Origin of the sequence: Egicoccus sp. AB-alg6-2 (assembly GCF_041821025.1) — a bacterium.
Taxonomy (GTDB): Bacteria; Actinomycetota; Nitriliruptoria; order Nitriliruptorales; family Nitriliruptoraceae; genus Egicoccus.
On record NZ_JBGUAY010000001.1, the window covers coordinates 30,973 to 46,924 of the forward strand.

The window sequence follows — 15,952 nt, forward strand, 5'->3', positions numbered from 1 at the left end:
GCCAACGAGACGAGGAGGAGCGCATGACTGCCGCCACCCCCACACCGATCGACCCCGAGGAACTGCTCGTCAAGGTCAAGGCCATGTATCGGGCGGTTGCGGAGGCCCCGCACGACGAGTTCCACTTCGAGACCGGGCGGCCACTCGCCGAACGCCTCGGGTATCCGCCAGAGACCCTCGACCTGCTCCCCCATGGTGCGATCGAGTCCTTCGCCGGGGTCGGCTACTTCTTCGACCTCGCCCGGCTCGAACCGGGCCTCGAGGTGCTCGATCTGGGCTCGGGCGCCGGCATGGACGCCTTCTTCGCGGCGCAGCAGGTCGGGAGCGACGGACGCGTCGTCGGCATCGACATGACCGACGAGCAGTTGGCGAAGGCCGAGCGTCTGCGCGCGGAACACGACATCGGCAACGTCACGTTCCAGCAGGGCCGCATCGAGCACCTGCCGTTCGAGGAAGCGAGCTTCGACGTCGTCATCTCCAACGGCGTCATCAACCTCGCGCCCGAGAAGGACACGGTGTTCGCCGAGGCCGCCCGCGTGCTGCGCCCCGGCGGCGCACTGGCGATCGCCGACATCGTCACGGACGTACCGCTGACCGAGGCCATCGTCTCCAACGTGGATCTGTGGGCATCCTGCATCGGCGGTGCGCCGCAGCAGCGTGCCTACCAACAGGCGATGGAAGGCGCGGGCCTGCACGTCGCACTGACCAAGAGCAACCCGTACCAGTTCCTCTCCGACCAGGCGCGAGGCGCCAGTGACACCTTCGGCGTCAAGAGTGTCTCCGTCCTGGCCCGGAAGGAAGAAGGCCGCTGAGGTCCCGCCTCCACCTCAGACGCGGAGCCGGCCGGTCTCGTGGGCCCACATCGCGATCTCGACGCGGTTGCGTGCCGAGAGCTTGCGCATCAGGGCCGCGAGATGGGTCTTGACCGTGCTGATGCTGATGTGGAGTTCGTCGGCGATCTCGCGGTTGGTTCGCCCACGCGCGACACGGACCAACAGCTCCTCCTCCCGGGGGGTGAGCGGCTCGACGGGCGGTGCCGGCGGCGGACCGGTGTGGGCGTCGGCGAAGGTCGCGAGCAACCGCACCGTGATGTTCGGGGCGATCAGGGCGTCACCTCGCGCGGCAGCGTGGATGGCCTGGGTCAGCAGTGCGGGGCCGGCGTCCTTGAGCAGGAATCCGCGGGCGCCGGCCTTCAACGCGCCGTGGACGTACTCGTCGAGGTCGAAGGTGGTGATGACGACGATCGCGAGCGGTTCACCGACACCGGGACCCGCGAGCTGCCGGGTGGCCTCGATGCCGTCGAGGTACGGCATGCGGATGTCGAACAGGCACACGTCGGGCCGCAGCTCACGGGCGAGGGTGACGGCGTGCAGACCGTCGGCGGCCTCGCCGACGACCTCGATGTCGGGCTGGGCGCCGAGGAGCATGGCCAGCCCGGCCCGCACGATGTCCTGGTCGTCGGCGATGAGCACGCGGATGGCCACGTCTACACCGACCGCTCGGCGGCATCCGCGGCATCCGCGGGGTCCACGGCCCGAGTCCGCCGCGGCAGCGTCGCGTCCACGATCCAGCCACGGTCGGGAGCGGGGCCGGCATGGACCGTGCCGCCGAGCAGCGCGGCGCGCTCGCGCATGCCGACGAGGCCGAACCCCGGCCCGGTCGTCGGGTGGCGCACCGCCACCGGATCGCCGTCGTCGCGGACGGTCAGGCGCACCTCGCCGAGCCTGTCGGTGACCTCGATGGTCACGCGCGTGGCGTTGTGCGCATGGCGGGTCGCGTTGGTGACCGCCTCCTGGGCGATGCGGTACAGGGCGACACCGACGGGCTGCGGCAGGTCGGCGAAGTCGCCGCAGCGGGCCACCTCGATGCGTGGCGAGCCGTCGTGACGGGCGAGCTGTTCGAGGTGGTGCACGTCCGGCTGGGGGGCGAGATCCGGTCCGTTGCCGTCACGCAGGACGCCGACGACGGCGCGCATCTCCTCCAACGCCCGGGAGGCGGCTTCCTCGATGGTGGCGAGCACCGTCAGTGCGCGCTCGGGGTCGTTGTCCGCCAGCGCGCGTCCGGCCTGGGCCTGGAGGACGATGCCCGACACGTGGTGGCCGACGGCGTCGTGCAGGTCGCGGGCCAGGTCGTGTCGTTGCCGGAGCCTCGCCTGCTCGACGTCGCGCTGGCGGGTGGTGTCGTGGAACCGGATGGAGGCGCCCACCGCCGCCGAGCACAGGAAGAACCCGTACCCGGCCACCACCTCGGCCACACTCGTCGGGTCCGCGACATGGGTGATCCCGAGCCAGGCGATGATGACCACGAGCCCGATACCCGCTTCGCGGCCTGACGCCCAACGGCACAGCGCATAGGGCAGCACGAGCACCGCCGCGATGCTGGCCAGCCCACTCGCCTCCATCACGAAGATCCGTGCCACGTCGAACACGATGAGCGTGCCGAACGCGACCGCGACGGCGGCAAGGGGGCGAGTGCGCCGCCACAGCAGGGTGAGGCCGACCACGGCGCTGACCGCCAGGGCGACCGGCAGTCCGGTCCGATCCTCGCGGACCCCCACCTCGACGACCGACGCGACCGCGACCGCGCCGACGAGGGCCCAGTCGCGCCACACGCGGGCGGGCGCATACGTGGGACGCGGTTCGTCCCAGAACGCCGAGATGCCGTGACCGACCATGGACGCAGCGTAGGGACGGCAGGGCGGTCACGGCTCAGCCGGAAGCATGAGATCCGCGCTCGCGGCCTGACGCCCTCCTGCGCCCTCCGCGTTGCGGACGGATCATTGACGCGGGTGACAAGTCGGCGGATGGTGACCGGTGGAAGCGTTCGCGCCAGCGCCGGTTCGCCGCGTCCGCACGGCGGACCGGTTTTCGACGTGACGCGAGGGGCACCACCGGACGGCGGGGACTGCCATGTCTGCTCGTTCTGGACGGGGCGCGTCGATGCTCCTGCTGGTCCTCGCCGTCTCCTGCCGCGCCGCACCGGTCCTGGATGCCGGCGAGCAGGAGGCGCGGGTGACGGCCTCCCCGCGCGAGGCGGACGAGTCCGCATCCGACGAGGAACGCCGGACCGAGGGCGGTGACCGCGGCGACGCCACCGACTCCACCGGATCCACCGACGCCGCCGACGCCGCTGACCCCGCCGCGCGCGGTGACGAGGGCGATCCCTTCGACGAGATCGACTGGGCACTCCCGCCTGCCGGCCCCGGCTCGCCCTCGGTCAACGAGGATCCGATCTACAAGATCCTGGACGACCTCGATCCGCGGAGCTGTGCCGCGCTGCTCGACCCGGCCCAGGGTTGGTTCGATCCCTCGTCGTTCGGCACCGGCGAACGCAGCGTCCATCTGTTCGAAGCGGGTGCACGGTTGTGTGCCGGCGACCGGGCCGGCGGACGCGCCAGCTACGAACGCGCGCGGCAACACGAGTGGAGTTTCGCCGTCGAGCAGCCGCTGCACTCACGCGTCTGCAACGTCTGGGATGCCGTCATCCGCATGGTGGACCCGGGTGCAGGCCCCTGTGCACTCGAGGAGCTTCGCTTCGACGCGCCGACGGACGACGAAGTCGTCGACCCGTCCGAGCCGTCCGAGGACGGAACCACGACCGAGCCCGGAACCGCGGGCGTCGACGAGGCGGGAGCGTCGGCGGAGGTCGGTCCGACCGAGAGCGTCGAGGACGGCGAGAGCGTCGAGGACGGCGAGGGCACCGGGGCCGACGTCACCGGTGATGCACCGTGACGTCGCCACGTTGAGCGCGAACGGAGCGGGCAACGCGGAGCTCCGCAAGCACCTGGTGTCGCTCGGAGCGAACGTCACGGTGCTGACGGGCCTGCTGGTGTACTTCGGGTGGAAGCGGGCGGAGACCCAGTCGCGCGTCCTCGGCGTGGACGTGAGCATCTTCGGGATGTCGACGGTCGACTACGTGCTCCGCAGCGTCGACGCGCTGTTCGTGCCGATCGGGGTCGGCGCCTTCGCCGGGCTCGGTTGGATCTGGATCGACGGACGGATCCGCCACCGGCTCGCGGTCGATGCCGCGTGGCCGGCCCTGCGGCGCACCACCAGGGTCCTCGCCCTCGCCTGGCTGCTGCTGCCCGTGACGGTGTACGGCCTGGGTCGGCTGTGGCCACGTTTCGGGCTGTTCGGCTTTCCGCTCAGCTTCGGGGGCGGCGTTCTCCTGTCCGCCTACGCGATCGACCTGCGCGCGTCGCTCGCGGACGTGCCCCATCGCGTCGAGCGCTCGACCGGCCAGAGCGAGCTTGCGAAGACGCTCGTCGGCATCATCGTCGTGCTGAGCCTGTTCTGGGCGGTCACCAACTATGCCACCTTCCGCGGCGTCCGCCTCGCCGTGGAGTTGATGGAGGGCGTCGACGAGCTGCCGAGCGTGGTCGTCTACAGCCCGGCGCGCCTCGCCATCGACGCCCCCGGCGTCAGCGAGCAACGGGTCGCACCGGAGGACGGGGACGCCGAGATTGCGGCGCCCGACACCGACGGTGATGCCCCCACGCAACCGGCGCCCGCGGGCCTGTACCGCTACGACGGCCTGCGACTGCTCGACCGGATCGGCGAGCGCGTGTTCCTGCTCTCGGACGGCTTCGAGCGCCGCCACGGCGTCGTCGTCGCGCTGCCCGACGACGGCAGCGTCCGGTTCGAGTTCGTGCGCGATCGACGCTGATCCCGCCGCGCGTGGGCGGCGCCTCAGCCGCTCGCGCTCCGGCGGTAGACGTCCCACAGCCCACCCAGGGCGACCCTGCCGAAGGCGCTGACTGCCGCCCCCCGATCCTGGAGCCCATGGCAGCCGGTCGGCTCGACCGACGTCACCAGCTGCCGCGCCTGGCGTGCGCCCATGCGGAGCTCGCCGTCACCGACCACGGGCCCACGACCGTCGTCACCCTCGGTCAGCTGCAGTCGCAAGGTCCCGAGATCCTCCCACAGGTCGAAGCCACGGTCGTCGCGCAGGAGCTTCACGCCGCGGACGTGCAGCGGTCGTCGGTCGAGCCGCACGACCGCCTCGTACATCAGCTCGCGTCCCGTGCCTCCATCGCGAGGCAGCCGCACCGAGAAGGTGCCGGCGTCGAGGTAGCGGGGTCGCCCGAGCGCCGGATGGTCGAGGCGACCGACGAGCTGGACCGGCTGACCCGGATCCGCGGCGAAACCGGCGATGTCGCGAATCTCCACGGTCAGGTCGAGCGTCGCGTCGCCTCGCTCGGCTGCCTGATCGCCAAGGTCGAGCGCGAGGGATCCCTGCATGCGTTCACGGAAGCGCACGCCGACCGGTGGGTCCTGCATGGCGGTCGCGCGTTCGTCGAGCGCGACCCCGGCCGGTGTCGACGACGCGAGGTAGTTGCGCGCGTCCCGGTAGCCCATCGCCACCAGCGTTCCGGCGTCGATGCGGCCGAGGTAGAAGTCGGGATCGAGCGGCAGGGGGAACGCCGGCTTGACGACGTGCAGCCTGATGGGCCGTGTGCTGCCGTGCACGGGCTCGCCCGCGAGCCGGCGGTCGTTGATCTCGCGGATCTGTTCGAGCTCGGCGAACAGCGCCCCGTTGGCGCTCATCTCGATCATGTGGACGTACTGCTCCAGTGGCCCTTCGCCGTACCTCGGGGTGTTGCCGATGCACCACAGCAGCCACAGTTCGTCGGCCCCGCGCCGGACCGCTTCGAGCAGGTTCGCGTCCTTGACCCACACCGCGTCCGTCCACAGCGATCCGTGCGCCTCCACCGGCGGCATGAACAGCGGGAGCGAGATGCCGGCAACGAGCAGGTCCTGATCGACACGATCATGGGGGATCGCCGCGCAGGTCTTCGTGGTGAAGTTGCAGACGTTGAAGGTGCCCTCGAGCTCCGTGCAGGCGTTGATGCGGGCGACATCGATGCCCAGGTCAGGGAGGACGTGGTCGACGATGCCGTCGGCGTCGCCCATGGCCAGCAGGTTGGTCGGGCCGCCGAGATAGTCGGCCAGGGGCATCATGGAGACGAAGCGGCACACGTCGAGCCGCTCCCAACGCGCACACAGCTCCGCGGGGCTGACCCCGGACAGCAGTGCGCCGAGCGTCAGAATGCCGCCGGAGGTCCCGTCCCCGTGGGCGAAACGCAGACCGGCTTCGTCGAGCGCGAGCACGACGCCCGCCTGCCAGGCGACCCGCATGCCGCCGCCGGCCAGGATCAGCGCACGCCGTTGGCTCGTGTCGGTCCCAGACGTTGCGCCCGTGTCGTCCGCCATCGTCCGTCCTCCTGTCGCGCCATACGGGTGGTCACCGCGATCACGCACACCCCGACCAGCTCCCAGCCGAGGAACAGCAGCATCAGGATGCTCGGCCGCCCGTCCGCGGCGAGGCTCCACAACCGCGCCACCACGCCGGCGCCCATACCGAACAGGAACAGCCCGTTGTGCACGCCGGCGGTGAAGATCTCGCGGCGGAAACGCAGGGCGAACAGGCCGAACGCGAGTTCCATCGCCCGAAGGAAGCGGTACTGGCTCAGCAGGTCGGCCCGAGCCCGGTCGGGCAACGCTTCGAGGTGGACGCCGAGGAGCCACGGCAGGTCGACCCGGGCACCGACGATGCCCCATGCCCCGGCGGCGATCAGCAGCAGGACGTAGCCGTAGAACAGCACCAGGGCCAGCGACCTCAGTGGCGGGTTCGGCGCCAGTGCCATGTCATCAGTCCTCCCGAGACGAGGTCGAAGCCGGCGACCAGCAGTGCGAGCGCCCCGAACAGGCCCCTCCCCACGCCGAGGGCGACCGCGATCGCGGCCCCGTACTTCTGCAGCGCACCCCAGAGCAACGCGACCTCGCGGGAGTCGCTGGCCAGTTCGGCGTGCAGGACCAGTCCGCCGACGATGGCCATGAACATGCCGATGATGGCGAAGAAGTGCTCGGTCGTCGGCGTCGTCGAACCGCCGACCAACGTGAGCACGAAGGCGGGGGCGAGCAGTTGCAACAGTCCCGAGACCACGGTGATGGCCGCGATCGTCAGGACGGCGCTGCGGAGCAGGTCCTGGCGGACGCGGACGGCGAGCGTGCTCATCGGACCGCGAACCAGGTGAACCAGGCGGCCATCGCCACCCACTGCACGGTCCACAGCGCCACCCGCACGCGGTTGAGCCGCATCCACCGCGACAACGTGTGCCGCAGGCGTGCCTCGTCGGTGATACCGGCCTTCATCTCCCGGTTGAACGGCAGGATGTAGCGGGTGGTGAGCAGGGTCGCGGCGACCACACCGGCGAGCACCACGACCGGCACCCAGCGACGGGGGCTGTCCCATTCGGTGACCAGCAGCACGCCGCCCGCCACCAGCATCAACCCGGTCATGACGGTGAAGAACCGGGTCGCCGCCTCGACCTGCGGCACGAAGTGGGAGTAGTAGTTGTCGGTCCGCAGCGCGTCGGCGGTCGGGAACGAGAACAGCACCAGCGACCAGCCCGTGCCCAGGTACATCGACGTGCACAGCAGCAGGAACAGGGCGGCGCCGACCGTCAGCCCGTCGTTCACCTCCCGACCTTCGGCGGCTCCAGCCAGTCCTCGCTCCGACCCAGCTCGGCGACGGTCTCGAGCCCCTCGGGCACCTGAGTCACCGGCTCGGGGGACGTCAGGAACCACCCCTCGAAGTGGTCGTCGAGCACCCCGCTGGTCGTGGGCAGCCAGGCAGCGAACACGGGATCGCTGGCGATGTCGAGCTCCCGCAGCGGATCCATCCTGGGGTGGCTGCCGAGGTAGAGCCGGGCGCTCGCCCGCCGTCCGAGGGCGACGTGCATGCCACCCCTGAAGTAGATCGTGGACTTCATCAACAGGCCGCGGAACTGGCAGTAGTTGACCGCGCTGGCGCGAACCGGCAGCCGGACGCCCGCTGGCCGGTCCACCTCGATCCGCATCGCCAGCTGGCCGTCGAGGTCGTACTGGCTCGCGACCTCGTCTTCGGCGATCGTGAAGTCGAGGTTCGCCTGGTGCTTCGGCATGCCCCAGATCCCCTTGCCGCCCTTGACCGAGACCTCGGTGCTGACGGGCAGATCCACCACGTACTGCCCGGTTCCGAACGCGCGGCGAAACAGGCCCGGGAGCACCATCGGCGCCCGGCGGAGCCCGCGGGTGCAGGCGATCGCGATGCTGAACTCGATGTACGTGCCGATGTCGGTGACCCGGTAGTCGATGACCGTGATGAGCAGCAGGCCACGACCGCCGGGAAGGCGGAGCGGATGCAGCTCTTCTCCGGGCATCAGCGCACGGGCGCGGTCGGCGTCGATGCTGAAGCCGGCCATCAGCACGGGCGAGTCACTGGAGTCGACGGGCAACAGGAAGGGGATGCCGTCCACGCGGGCGTGACGGCCGGCGAGGCGGCGCTGCCGTGCTGGGATCATGCGACCAGCTCCTTGAGGATGAGGGGAAAGACGTCGCGGGCGGCATGCCGTCCGAGGAAGACGTCGAGGTGGCCGTAACCAGGCAGCACGTGCAGGGCGTGGCGGCCCGGCGCATGGGTGTCGAGGAACCGGTAGGTGCGACGCTGGCTCTCGGGGAGAAAGCAGAGGTTGTCGCCGCCGGCGAGCAACACGAATCGCGCCTCGGTACGGGGGGGTCCGGCCACCACGCTGACCGGCAGTGGGCCGCCGGTGTCACCGCTGACGAGGTGGCCGCGGACGACCGACCGCACCATCTGCCGGAAGAACGACACCGGCACCTCGGCGAACTCGTGCGCGATCCAGTCATGGGTGGCGGCGTCGAGGTTGGCGTGCGACCACAGGCAGGGGAACCCCGTGCCGTAGGTGAAGCTGACCATGCGACAGACGATGTTGTCGCACTCGCGGTGGGTCAGCCGTACCAGCCCGACGATGGCACGGGCGGTCGCGTCGGGCGCCTCGAGACCCCAGGCGGGATTGAGATAGGGGGTGAGTCGTCCGATGACCGGTGTCGCCGCCCGGATCTTGACCTGCGAGACCTTCGGCAGGACCGGGTGCAACGACACGGCATTGCTCACGATGGTGGTGACCTCGGGCAACAACCCGGCCACGGCCGCCATCGCGAAACTCGTGGAGCCCTGGCAGTGCACGATGGCTTTCAGCTCGGACGCGCCGGTGTGCGCGAGAACGGTTCTCACCGCCGAGGGGTGGTCATGGACCGCGGCGTCATCGAGCGTCCACTCGCACGGCTCCACGTCGATGCTCGCGCGCCAGTTCTCCAGCCACACGTCGTAGCCGTCGTCGACCAGGGCGTCGACCAGGGTCACGGGCACGGGCGGCTCGAAGATGGCGCTGCGCACCCCGGCGCCGTGGACGAGCAGCACCGGGCCGCGCGTGGGCTCGCGCCCGCCTCGTACCCGCACCAGGTGCAGCGGCTTGCCGTCACCGGCGAGGAAGGGCACCGTCTCCCGACGTTGGCGTGTTCCGGTCGCGACGGCACTCATCCGACCACCCCCCGTTCGAGTCTGATCGGCGCCTCGATCAGCTGGGGCTCGAGCTCGTCACCGTCGGGTTCGAGCCAGGAGTCCTCGGGCGAGGCGCCCGCCCGGACGCGCCAACGGTGTGCGACCTTTGGGACGCCGATGGCGTACACCGTCAGCGCCTCCTCGGCGACGTGCAGCCGGACGAAGCACTTGTGGTCCTCGATGCGCGCCGCGGCGAAGAGCTCGTTGGTGTTGTGACCGGTCGTGTCCGCCAGGAGCAGGTAGCCGGCGAAGACGTAGCAACTGGCCAGACCGCCCACGATGCCGGAGGCGACCACGAACGCCGGCAGGTAGAGGGCGTCCGGGAGGCGCGAGAGCGCGTTCGCCGCCAGGGTGATGGTCCCGGCGGCGACGAGGACGTGGGCGATGCCGTGCGGCAGACCCAGGCCCAGCCGCCACCGCCAGCGGTGATCCTTGGTGAACAGCAGCATCCCGAACAGGATCAAGGCGGTCACGACGCTGGCCGCCGGTGTGGTCGCGATGCGAGCGACGGCCGCACCGAAGGTCAGGTCGCGAAGTTCGGCCGTCAGGCCCGCCCCCGTGCTCCGCGCCCACCACAACACCGCCAGAGAGAACCAGGCGTGCAGGGCGGTGACCAACCGCCAGAAGCCGCGGTTGTCGAACGGCAGGCCGCCGACCCGCCAACGCAGGCGCTGGGACGTTTCGCGGTCGGGGTAGGTGGCCGCCATCCGGTAGGCGGCCGACGGCGTGGTCTTGCCCCGCGCCCGGGATGCGGCCGGTGGAAGTTCGAGGTTCGGGGGCAGGCGGTGCGTGGCCGACAGATAGGCGCCCCCGCCGCCGGCCGTGATCTTCTGCCGGTCCCCGTCGATCTCGGTGTAGCGGACGTAGTGGTGCGCGTCGCCGCTCAGCGCCACGCGGACGCGAGCTCCGACCGGTGTCAGGACGTGGCGTTCGAAGAAGTCGAGGTGGGCGTAGCTCTCGGGCTCCTTGGTGTTGGCCCCGACCCAGGTCGGCTTGGCGGAGCAGAGCACGACCTCGTCGCCCGCCTGCATGCGTTCCTCGGCGATGCGGCGGAAGTAGTCCAGCTGCGGCGCGTCGATGTAGGTCTCGAACTGGATGTCGAGACCCCACAACCACCAGCGGTGCGGCAACTGCACCGCGAAGTAGCTGCGGCGCTGACGCGTCTGCCAACCGCCGATGAAGCGGCCCTGACCGAACACCCGCAGGAAGGCGGTCAGCCCGTCGTACCAGTCGTGGTTGCCCGGAATCGCGTACAGGGTCGGGTGATCGGTGACCGTGTAGGGCAGAGCGGCGCCGTACGGGCCGACCAGGCGCTGCTCGTAGAGCTCGACGCTGGCACTGGGATAGACCTGGTCACCTCCCATGACCAGCACGTCCCCCCGCGTGGTGGTGGTCGGCTGGCCGTCCACGCCCGCGACATCGAGCTTGCCGGCCGCGAGCAGCGACGCGACGCTGTAGGTGGCGTCGAAACCGTCGCCGAGGTCGGCGACGTAGTCGATCCACACCGCGGCGCGGTCGCTGACGTCCTGGGGCGGATCGACGCCGAGTGCCCCGAGCAGTTCCCGCTTGTCGGCGTAGGCGCCGAACAGCCCCGACAGCACGGCACGCTGACCCGTGTCGATGAGCTCGCGGGGCGACAACCACTCGACCATCGACGCCATCTCGAACCCGAGGGCCTCGGGGTCGGTCGAGGTCGGCCTCGGGGGCGGCGGGGTCATCGTCGTGCCCCCGCCCCACCGAGCTTCGGGCCGTAGAGCCGCCACAGTTCACCGAGGAACAGGCGGCCGAAGTCGGACAGCGCCCGGGCCCGCGCCTGGGCCGTCGGACCTTCCGTCCGGAACGTGGTCATCTGACGGGCGAAGTCGCGCTTGAGGATGTGCAGCACCCCCGAGGCGAGGACGTCGGCGCCGTCCTCCTCGAGTGGGCCGACGTGGCCCCGCAGCAGCTGGGTGTAGAGGGTGGAGGTGTCGCGCCAGACGTCGAACCCGGGGTCGTCGTGGATGTCCTTGTAGCCGTTGAGGGTGAAGGCGTCGCCGTCCGGCCCGACGAGGAAGAGCCGGTAGAGCATGCGGCGCCGGGCCGGATCGTCCTCCTCGACGAACAGGTGGAAGATGCCCCGGACGACCGGCAGTCGCCCTCCGAGCGGGCCGTACTCGACCCAGCCCTCGGCGATCGCCTCGTGGGTCGGATCCTGCAAGAACGCGTCCACGTCCGCGATGCGGATCGTGAGATGGAACATGCACGCGTGGCCTTGCTGCCTGCCCTCGTCGAAGCCGACCGCGTGGTCGGTCGCTCCCGGGGCCGCGAAACCCTTCATGTCCTCGGTGAACTCGAGGCTGGTCGGCGTGGTCGCGGGCACGGGCATCTCCTGCGTGCGGTGGCGCGGCTCGAGCGAGGACGTGCCCGCGACCTCGGCCCGTTCGAGGATGCGTTCGGCCATCCGGTCGGCGAAGGCGGCGATGGTCAGGGCAGGGTTCGGACCCACCGGGCCGGGCATCGCGGCACCGTCGGCGACGAACAACCCCGGGTAGGCGAAGGACTCGCCGTAGCCGTCGACGACGCCCTCGCCCACGTGCCGACCCATCGGTGCCCCGCCGAGTGGATGGACCGTCACCACGCGCTTGAGCCGGTAGGTGGGGTTGTCACGCAGTTGCCCGCCGAGGACCCTGGCGATGTCCTGCATGCTGGAGCGCACCGCGTCGAAGTAGGACTGCGAGGTCGCCGTCGTCCACTCGATGTTCAGATAGTTCCTGCGCAGCCGCATGACGCCGTCGGGTACGTCGCGCCCCATCCCCAGCAACGGCATCGAACTCGACGACAGCGAGGCATCGCCCAGCAGGTCGCTCAGCGCGGCCCCGATGTCGCTGCGGGGGGTACGGCTGACGGTCGCCCACAGCCGGTGCAGGACGAACCGGGCGGCACGCCGCACGCTGCCCGGTGCCTGGGACGCCTCGAGCAGCCAGTTCACGAACTGGGGGTACCCGGCGTCCTGAAGGTAGTAGCCGCGCCCGCTGCCCCCGTCGACCTCGTCGGGGACGCGAATGGTGCTGGTGATGACCGGACCCCGGCTGGCGTCGAGGTGACGCACCGCGCCATCGGGCGTCCGGGTGCCGATCATGAACCCGAGCAGGTCGCCGTTGCCGCAGAAGCGGGTGCCGAGGGCCGGGCCGAGCCCTGGGAACGAACGGCGGTTGCGCAGCAGCAGGTAGGGAGTTCCGAGGGCGCCGGCGGCGAGGACGAGACGGTCCGCGGTCAGCGTGCGCAAAGGCAGCTTGCCGGTGGCCTTGGGCTCGCCCTCGCGGGCCGGGTCGTGCTCGACGTAGTCGACGCGGAAGCCGCCCCCGGGGAGCGGGGCGAAGTGTCGGACCTCACATCCCGTGCGGACCTGCGCCCCGCGGGCCGCGGCGGCGGACAGGTAGGTGTGGTCGAGCGTGTTCTTGGCACCGACGTTGCAGCCGATGTCGCACTCGCCGACGAGTCGGCACGTACTGCGACGCCGGCCGTGGATGTTCGGATACGGGGCCTCCGGTAGCGGATCGCCCGGATGCGCGCCGGCACCGGCGAACGAGACCGCCAGCTTGGGGAGCTGCCAGCCGAGACCCAGCTGCCCGGCCGCTTCACGCAGTGCGCGGGTCTTGGGCGTGTCGGCGTAGGGCGGCCGGTCGAACGGATAGCGCTGGGCGTCGAGCATGGCCTCGACGCGGTCGTAGTGGGGATCGAGATCGGCTCGGGAGATCGGCCAGTGCTCGTACCCGGTGCCGAGCGGCTGCTCGTGGACGAACCAGTGCTCGTCCTTGCGCAGGAGCACATTGGCATAGATCAGCGAACCGCCTCCCAGGCCGCTGCTCACCACCGCGTCGATCCCGCGGAAGGACCACACGTCGAACATGCCGTGCAGGCCCTTGCTGGGGTCCCAGAAGTTGGCGGCCATGTCGCGGGGCGAGCGGGGAAAGTCACCCGGTGCGTAGGCCTTGCCGCGCTCCAGGACGCAGACCGACAGCCCCGCGTCGGCGAACCGGAACGCGCTGGCGGAGCCGCCGAAGCCGGAGCCGACAACCGCCACCCCGAAGTGCTCCACGCCGACCATACGGGCCCCCAGGCCACGGCTCGTCGCCGCCTGAACTTCCGGTCGTTCCCCCTGCCCGGCCCACCGACCGAACCTGCCGAGCGTAGCTCGAAATGGCTAGAAAGACCAGAGGCAGATCACGCCGCCTCGGCGGCCCGTGCTTCGATCTCCCACGGATGTCTGGCATAGGAGAACCCCGACCGAGCCCATGCCGCCAGGTAGCCGACGTAGTAGCCGACCACACCGCGCAGCCGGTACTGCTCCCAGTGGGCGAGCTCGTGCCGGCGCAGCCGCTCGGAGTCGCGGGTCACCCGTACGAGGATGCCCACCGGCGGCAGACACATCGCCGCGATCCACGGCAGCGGCAGCCACCGCACCATGCGGAACTGCGCAGGTCGGCTCGCGCGCGTCGCCTGGCCGGTTCGCACCCGTTTCCCCCTTGCCACGACCGAGTATGAACCGGCTGCCGACCGTCGACAAGGGTCAGGCGTGACGTCACGGGTGCCGACCGGCGTGGGGTGATCGGGCCGCCCTCGTTGACCGGTACGCATCGCAGGAGGATGCTGGGGACCAGCTCGTAGCCGGGGCCATCGGTGCGCTGCGGCGGCCGCCGCACGACCGGTCGCACAGGGAGCGGCGGACGCGGGCGGAGGTGGGGCGATGGACGACGCCCAGCGCGACGGGCGCGAACCGCCCGGGCGGCCCAACATTGCCGCGGGTTCGACCGCGGTAGCGGGGCGGGTGGGGCTGACCCTGGTCCTGGTCGCCGGCATCGCCGCGGTGTTGGCCGCGGGCGCACTCCTCGATGCCTACTGGCGGATGGCGGGGCTCGAGCTGCTCCTGGTGGCCGTGCTGGCGCTGGTACCGGGGTGGCTCTACCTCGAGTTCGTGGTGCATCGCGGTCAGGGGCTCTACGACGAGTACGTCCTGAACCTGTTTCGCATCCACGCCGACGAGTACCGCAACCTGCCGGCGCCCCCACAGCACACCAGCTACTACCAGCCATGGCGTAGTGAGCACGACGCCCTGCAGACGACCACGACCGACAATCTGTACCGGCGGAAGTTCGAGGCGGTCTTCGGCCCCGCCTCGGTCAGTACACGGGCCCTCATCGGCGCCTCCGACGGATGGCGGGAGCTCGGTCGCACGTTCGGGCCCGTGGCGTTGGCCACGATCGTGTTGTGTGTCGGCTGGGCCCTGACCCTCCAACCGGAGCTCCTGCGCGACGTCGCCGATGGCGGACCGATGTTCGCCGGCCGGTCACAGATCGCGACCTCGGCGCTGCAGTTCGGCTTCGTCGGCGCCTACGTCTTCATCCTCCAGGACCTCGTCCGCCGGTACTTCCGTGACGACCTCAAGCCGGCGGCCTACGTGTCGGCGGTGGTACGTGTGATCGTGGTGGCCATGACGGTCACCGCCGTCCACCAGGTGTGGCAGTTCTCGGACGAGACGGAGGCGGTGTTCGCCTTCTTCATCGGCTTCTTCCCGCAGACCGGCTTACGGTTGCTGCTGACCTCGCTCACCCGCCCCGTCGCCCGGCTGATCCCGTCGTTCGCGGAGGAGCATCCCCTCCACGAGATCGACGGGCTCAGCATCTGGTACGAGGCGCGGTTGCTCGAGGAGGGCATCGAGGACATCCAGAACCTGACCACCGGCAACCTCATCGACGTGATGCTGCGGACCCGTGTGCCGTTGAACCGGTTGATCGACTGGCTCGACCAGGGCTTCCTCTACCTGCGCCTGGCCGACGACGAGGGGAAGGCCCGGCGCCAGAAGCTGCGTCGGCTGGGGATCCGCACCGCGTCCGACCTCGAGGCCGTCTGGAGCCGTGGTGCCGAGCGCCCCGCGTTGCGCGCCGCCGTCGGCGAGGCCCTCGGCGAACCCGGCCGGCGTGGCGAGTCGGCCGTCGAGGGGATCCTGGCGACGCTGCAGGGTGAGTCGAACTACTGGCACGTCCAGCAGTACCGGCAGCACGAGTGGCTGTTGCGCGACCAGGTGCGACACGCGCTGGCTGCGACCGCGGCCGCCTCCGTGGCGGCCGGCTCATCCGCTGGTCCGCCCTCCGGAGGCGCTCGCCAGGTCGCGCGACGACGCGGGAGCGCGGCACCGGCCCTGACCATCGACGTCGGCACCGGGACCGCACCCGAGGCGCGACGCTGACCCGCACCCTGCCGAGCCGTTCCCGCGCGCCGGAAACGTCGAATCCGGCCGCCAGACGCATCTGGGGCCGGATCCGTGTTGCGCGCTGGGAGGGATTTGAACCCCCGGCCGCCTGATCCGTAGTCAGGTGCTCTATCCGGACTGAGCTACCAGCGCAAGGTATTGCGGTGTTTCCGCGGAGGCTGAGGGATTTGAACCCTCGAGGGCCTGAAAGACCCAACGGGATTAGCAATCCCGCGCCATAGACCAGACTAGGCGAAGCCTCCAGGCGCCCGCGAACCGGGTGTCCCGGCGCGCGGCTCGCGCAGGGTAGCAACGGTT

The 15,952-nt window shown here is 70.7% G+C and carries 15 protein-coding genes and 2 tRNA genes; 4 read left to right on the forward strand and 13 right to left on the reverse strand.

Going from position 1 to position 15,952, the window contains the following annotated elements; translation table 11 throughout:
• The first annotated feature begins 23 nt into the window (after nt 1-23).
• Complete coding sequence (locus ACERMF_RS00150) at nt 24-812, forward strand: methyltransferase domain-containing protein (protein ID WP_373666985.1); 789 nt, start codon at nt 24-26, stop codon at nt 810-812.
• 15 nt (nt 813-827) lie between these two features.
• On the opposite strand, the gene ACERMF_RS00155 is transcribed toward ACERMF_RS00150, so the two are convergent.
• Both ACERMF_RS00155 and ACERMF_RS00160 read right to left on the reverse strand, forming a co-directional pair.
• Nucleotides 828-1,484 (reverse strand): response regulator, encoded by a 657-nt coding sequence (locus ACERMF_RS00155; RefSeq protein ID WP_373666986.1) that lies wholly within the window; start codon nt 1,482-1,484, stop codon nt 828-830.
• 2 nt (nt 1,485-1,486) lie between these two features.
• On the reverse strand, nt 1,487-2,674 hold the full coding sequence (locus tag ACERMF_RS00160) for a sensor histidine kinase (RefSeq protein ID WP_373666987.1): 1,188 nt from the start codon (nt 2,672-2,674) through the stop codon (nt 1,487-1,489).
• A gap of 265 nt (nt 2,675-2,939) precedes the next feature.
• On the opposite strand from ACERMF_RS00160, the gene ACERMF_RS00165 reads away from it, so the two are divergent.
• Both ACERMF_RS00165 and ACERMF_RS00170 read left to right on the forward strand, forming a co-directional pair.
• Entirely contained in the window at nt 2,940-3,731 is a 792-nt protein-coding gene (locus tag ACERMF_RS00165; protein ID WP_373666988.1) for a hypothetical protein, read from the forward strand.
• Complete coding sequence (locus tag ACERMF_RS00170) at nt 3,721-4,665, forward strand: hypothetical protein (protein WP_373666989.1); 945 nt, start codon at nt 3,721-3,723, stop codon at nt 4,663-4,665. The genes ACERMF_RS00165 and ACERMF_RS00170 overlap by 11 nt, the downstream gene beginning before the upstream one ends.
• A 23-nt stretch (nt 4,666-4,688) precedes the next feature.
• On the opposite strand, the gene ACERMF_RS00175 is transcribed toward ACERMF_RS00170, so the two are convergent.
• The 9 genes from ACERMF_RS00175 to ACERMF_RS00215 form a co-directional block, all read right to left on the reverse strand.
• On the reverse strand, nt 4,689-6,212 hold the full coding sequence (locus tag ACERMF_RS00175; RefSeq protein WP_373666990.1) for a patatin-like phospholipase family protein: 1,524 nt from the start codon (nt 6,210-6,212) through the stop codon (nt 4,689-4,691).
• Nucleotides 6,155-6,646 (reverse strand): DUF4345 family protein, encoded by a 492-nt coding sequence (locus tag ACERMF_RS00180; protein WP_373666991.1) that lies wholly within the window; start codon nt 6,644-6,646, stop codon nt 6,155-6,157. The genes ACERMF_RS00175 and ACERMF_RS00180 overlap by 58 nt, the downstream gene beginning before the upstream one ends.
• Nucleotides 6,619-7,017, reverse strand: coding sequence for a patatin (locus tag ACERMF_RS00185; RefSeq protein ID WP_373666992.1), 399 nt, complete (start codon nt 7,015-7,017; stop codon nt 6,619-6,621). Before ACERMF_RS00185 ends, ACERMF_RS00180 begins: the two co-directional genes overlap by 28 nt.
• Complete coding sequence (locus ACERMF_RS00190; RefSeq protein WP_373666993.1) at nt 7,014-7,481, reverse strand: hypothetical protein; 468 nt, start codon at nt 7,479-7,481, stop codon at nt 7,014-7,016. The genes ACERMF_RS00185 and ACERMF_RS00190 overlap by 4 nt, the downstream gene beginning before the upstream one ends.
• Entirely contained in the window at nt 7,478-8,344 is an 867-nt protein-coding gene (locus ACERMF_RS00195) for an acetoacetate decarboxylase family protein (protein ID WP_373666994.1), read from the reverse strand. Before ACERMF_RS00195 ends, ACERMF_RS00190 begins: the two co-directional genes overlap by 4 nt.
• Complete coding sequence (locus ACERMF_RS00200) at nt 8,341-9,384, reverse strand: esterase (protein WP_373666995.1); 1,044 nt, start codon at nt 9,382-9,384, stop codon at nt 8,341-8,343. Before ACERMF_RS00200 ends, ACERMF_RS00195 begins: the two co-directional genes overlap by 4 nt.
• Entirely contained in the window at nt 9,381-11,123 is a 1,743-nt protein-coding gene (locus tag ACERMF_RS00205; RefSeq protein ID WP_373666996.1) for a metallophosphoesterase, read from the reverse strand. The genes ACERMF_RS00200 and ACERMF_RS00205 overlap by 4 nt, the downstream gene beginning before the upstream one ends.
• A complete protein-coding gene (locus tag ACERMF_RS00210; protein WP_373666997.1) occupies nt 11,120-13,492 on the reverse strand; it encodes a GMC oxidoreductase in 2,373 nt (790 codons plus the stop codon). Before ACERMF_RS00210 ends, ACERMF_RS00205 begins: the two co-directional genes overlap by 4 nt.
• A gap of 116 nt (nt 13,493-13,608) precedes the next feature.
• Nucleotides 13,609-13,899 (reverse strand): hypothetical protein, encoded by a 291-nt coding sequence (locus tag ACERMF_RS00215; protein ID WP_373666998.1) that lies wholly within the window; start codon nt 13,897-13,899, stop codon nt 13,609-13,611.
• A gap of 232 nt (nt 13,900-14,131) precedes the next feature.
• On the opposite strand from ACERMF_RS00215, the gene ACERMF_RS00220 reads away from it, so the two are divergent.
• Entirely contained in the window at nt 14,132-15,631 is a 1,500-nt protein-coding gene (locus ACERMF_RS00220; RefSeq protein WP_373666999.1) for a hypothetical protein, read from the forward strand.
• An 81-nt stretch (nt 15,632-15,712) separates the two neighbouring features.
• Here the strand turns inward: ACERMF_RS00220 and ACERMF_RS00225 are convergent.
• Both ACERMF_RS00225 and ACERMF_RS00230 read right to left on the reverse strand, forming a co-directional pair.
• A tRNA-Arg gene (locus ACERMF_RS00225) sits at nt 15,713-15,787 on the reverse strand.
• Between the two features lie 20 nt (nt 15,788-15,807).
• Nucleotides 15,808-15,897 (reverse strand) — tRNA-Ser (locus ACERMF_RS00230).
• Nucleotides 15,898-15,952 lie beyond the last annotated feature (55 nt).

Bases quoted from the DNA above. Each gene is read 5' to 3' on its own strand.
- ACERMF_RS00150 (WP_373666985.1), top strand. From the start codon at position 24: ATGACTGCCGCCACCCCCACACCGATCGACCCCGAGGAACTGCTCGTC.
- ACERMF_RS00160 (WP_373666987.1), bottom strand. From the start codon at position 2,674: ATGGTCGGTCACGGCATCTCGGCGTTCTGGGACGAACCGCGTCCCACG.
- ACERMF_RS00165 (WP_373666988.1), top strand. From the start codon at position 2,940: ATGCTCCTGCTGGTCCTCGCCGTCTCCTGCCGCGCCGCACCGGTCCTG.
- ACERMF_RS00170 (WP_373666989.1), top strand. From the start codon at position 3,721: ATGCACCGTGACGTCGCCACGTTGAGCGCGAACGGAGCGGGCAACGCG.
- ACERMF_RS00175 (WP_373666990.1), bottom strand. From the start codon at position 6,212: ATGGCGGACGACACGGGCGCAACGTCTGGGACCGACACGAGCCAACGG.
- ACERMF_RS00180 (WP_373666991.1), bottom strand. From the start codon at position 6,646: ATGGCACTGGCGCCGAACCCGCCACTGAGGTCGCTGGCCCTGGTGCTG.
- ACERMF_RS00185 (WP_373666992.1), bottom strand. From the start codon at position 7,017: ATGAGCACGCTCGCCGTCCGCGTCCGCCAGGACCTGCTCCGCAGCGCC.
- ACERMF_RS00195 (WP_373666994.1), bottom strand. From the start codon at position 8,344: ATGATCCCAGCACGGCAGCGCCGCCTCGCCGGCCGTCACGCCCGCGTG.
- ACERMF_RS00200 (WP_373666995.1), bottom strand. From the start codon at position 9,384: ATGAGTGCCGTCGCGACCGGAACACGCCAACGTCGGGAGACGGTGCCC.
- ACERMF_RS00205 (WP_373666996.1), bottom strand. From the start codon at position 11,123: ATGACCCCGCCGCCCCCGAGGCCGACCTCGACCGACCCCGAGGCCCTC.
- ACERMF_RS00210 (WP_373666997.1), bottom strand. From the start codon at position 13,492: ATGGTCGGCGTGGAGCACTTCGGGGTGGCGGTTGTCGGCTCCGGCTTC.
- ACERMF_RS00220 (WP_373666999.1), top strand. From the start codon at position 14,132: ATGGACGACGCCCAGCGCGACGGGCGCGAACCGCCCGGGCGGCCCAAC.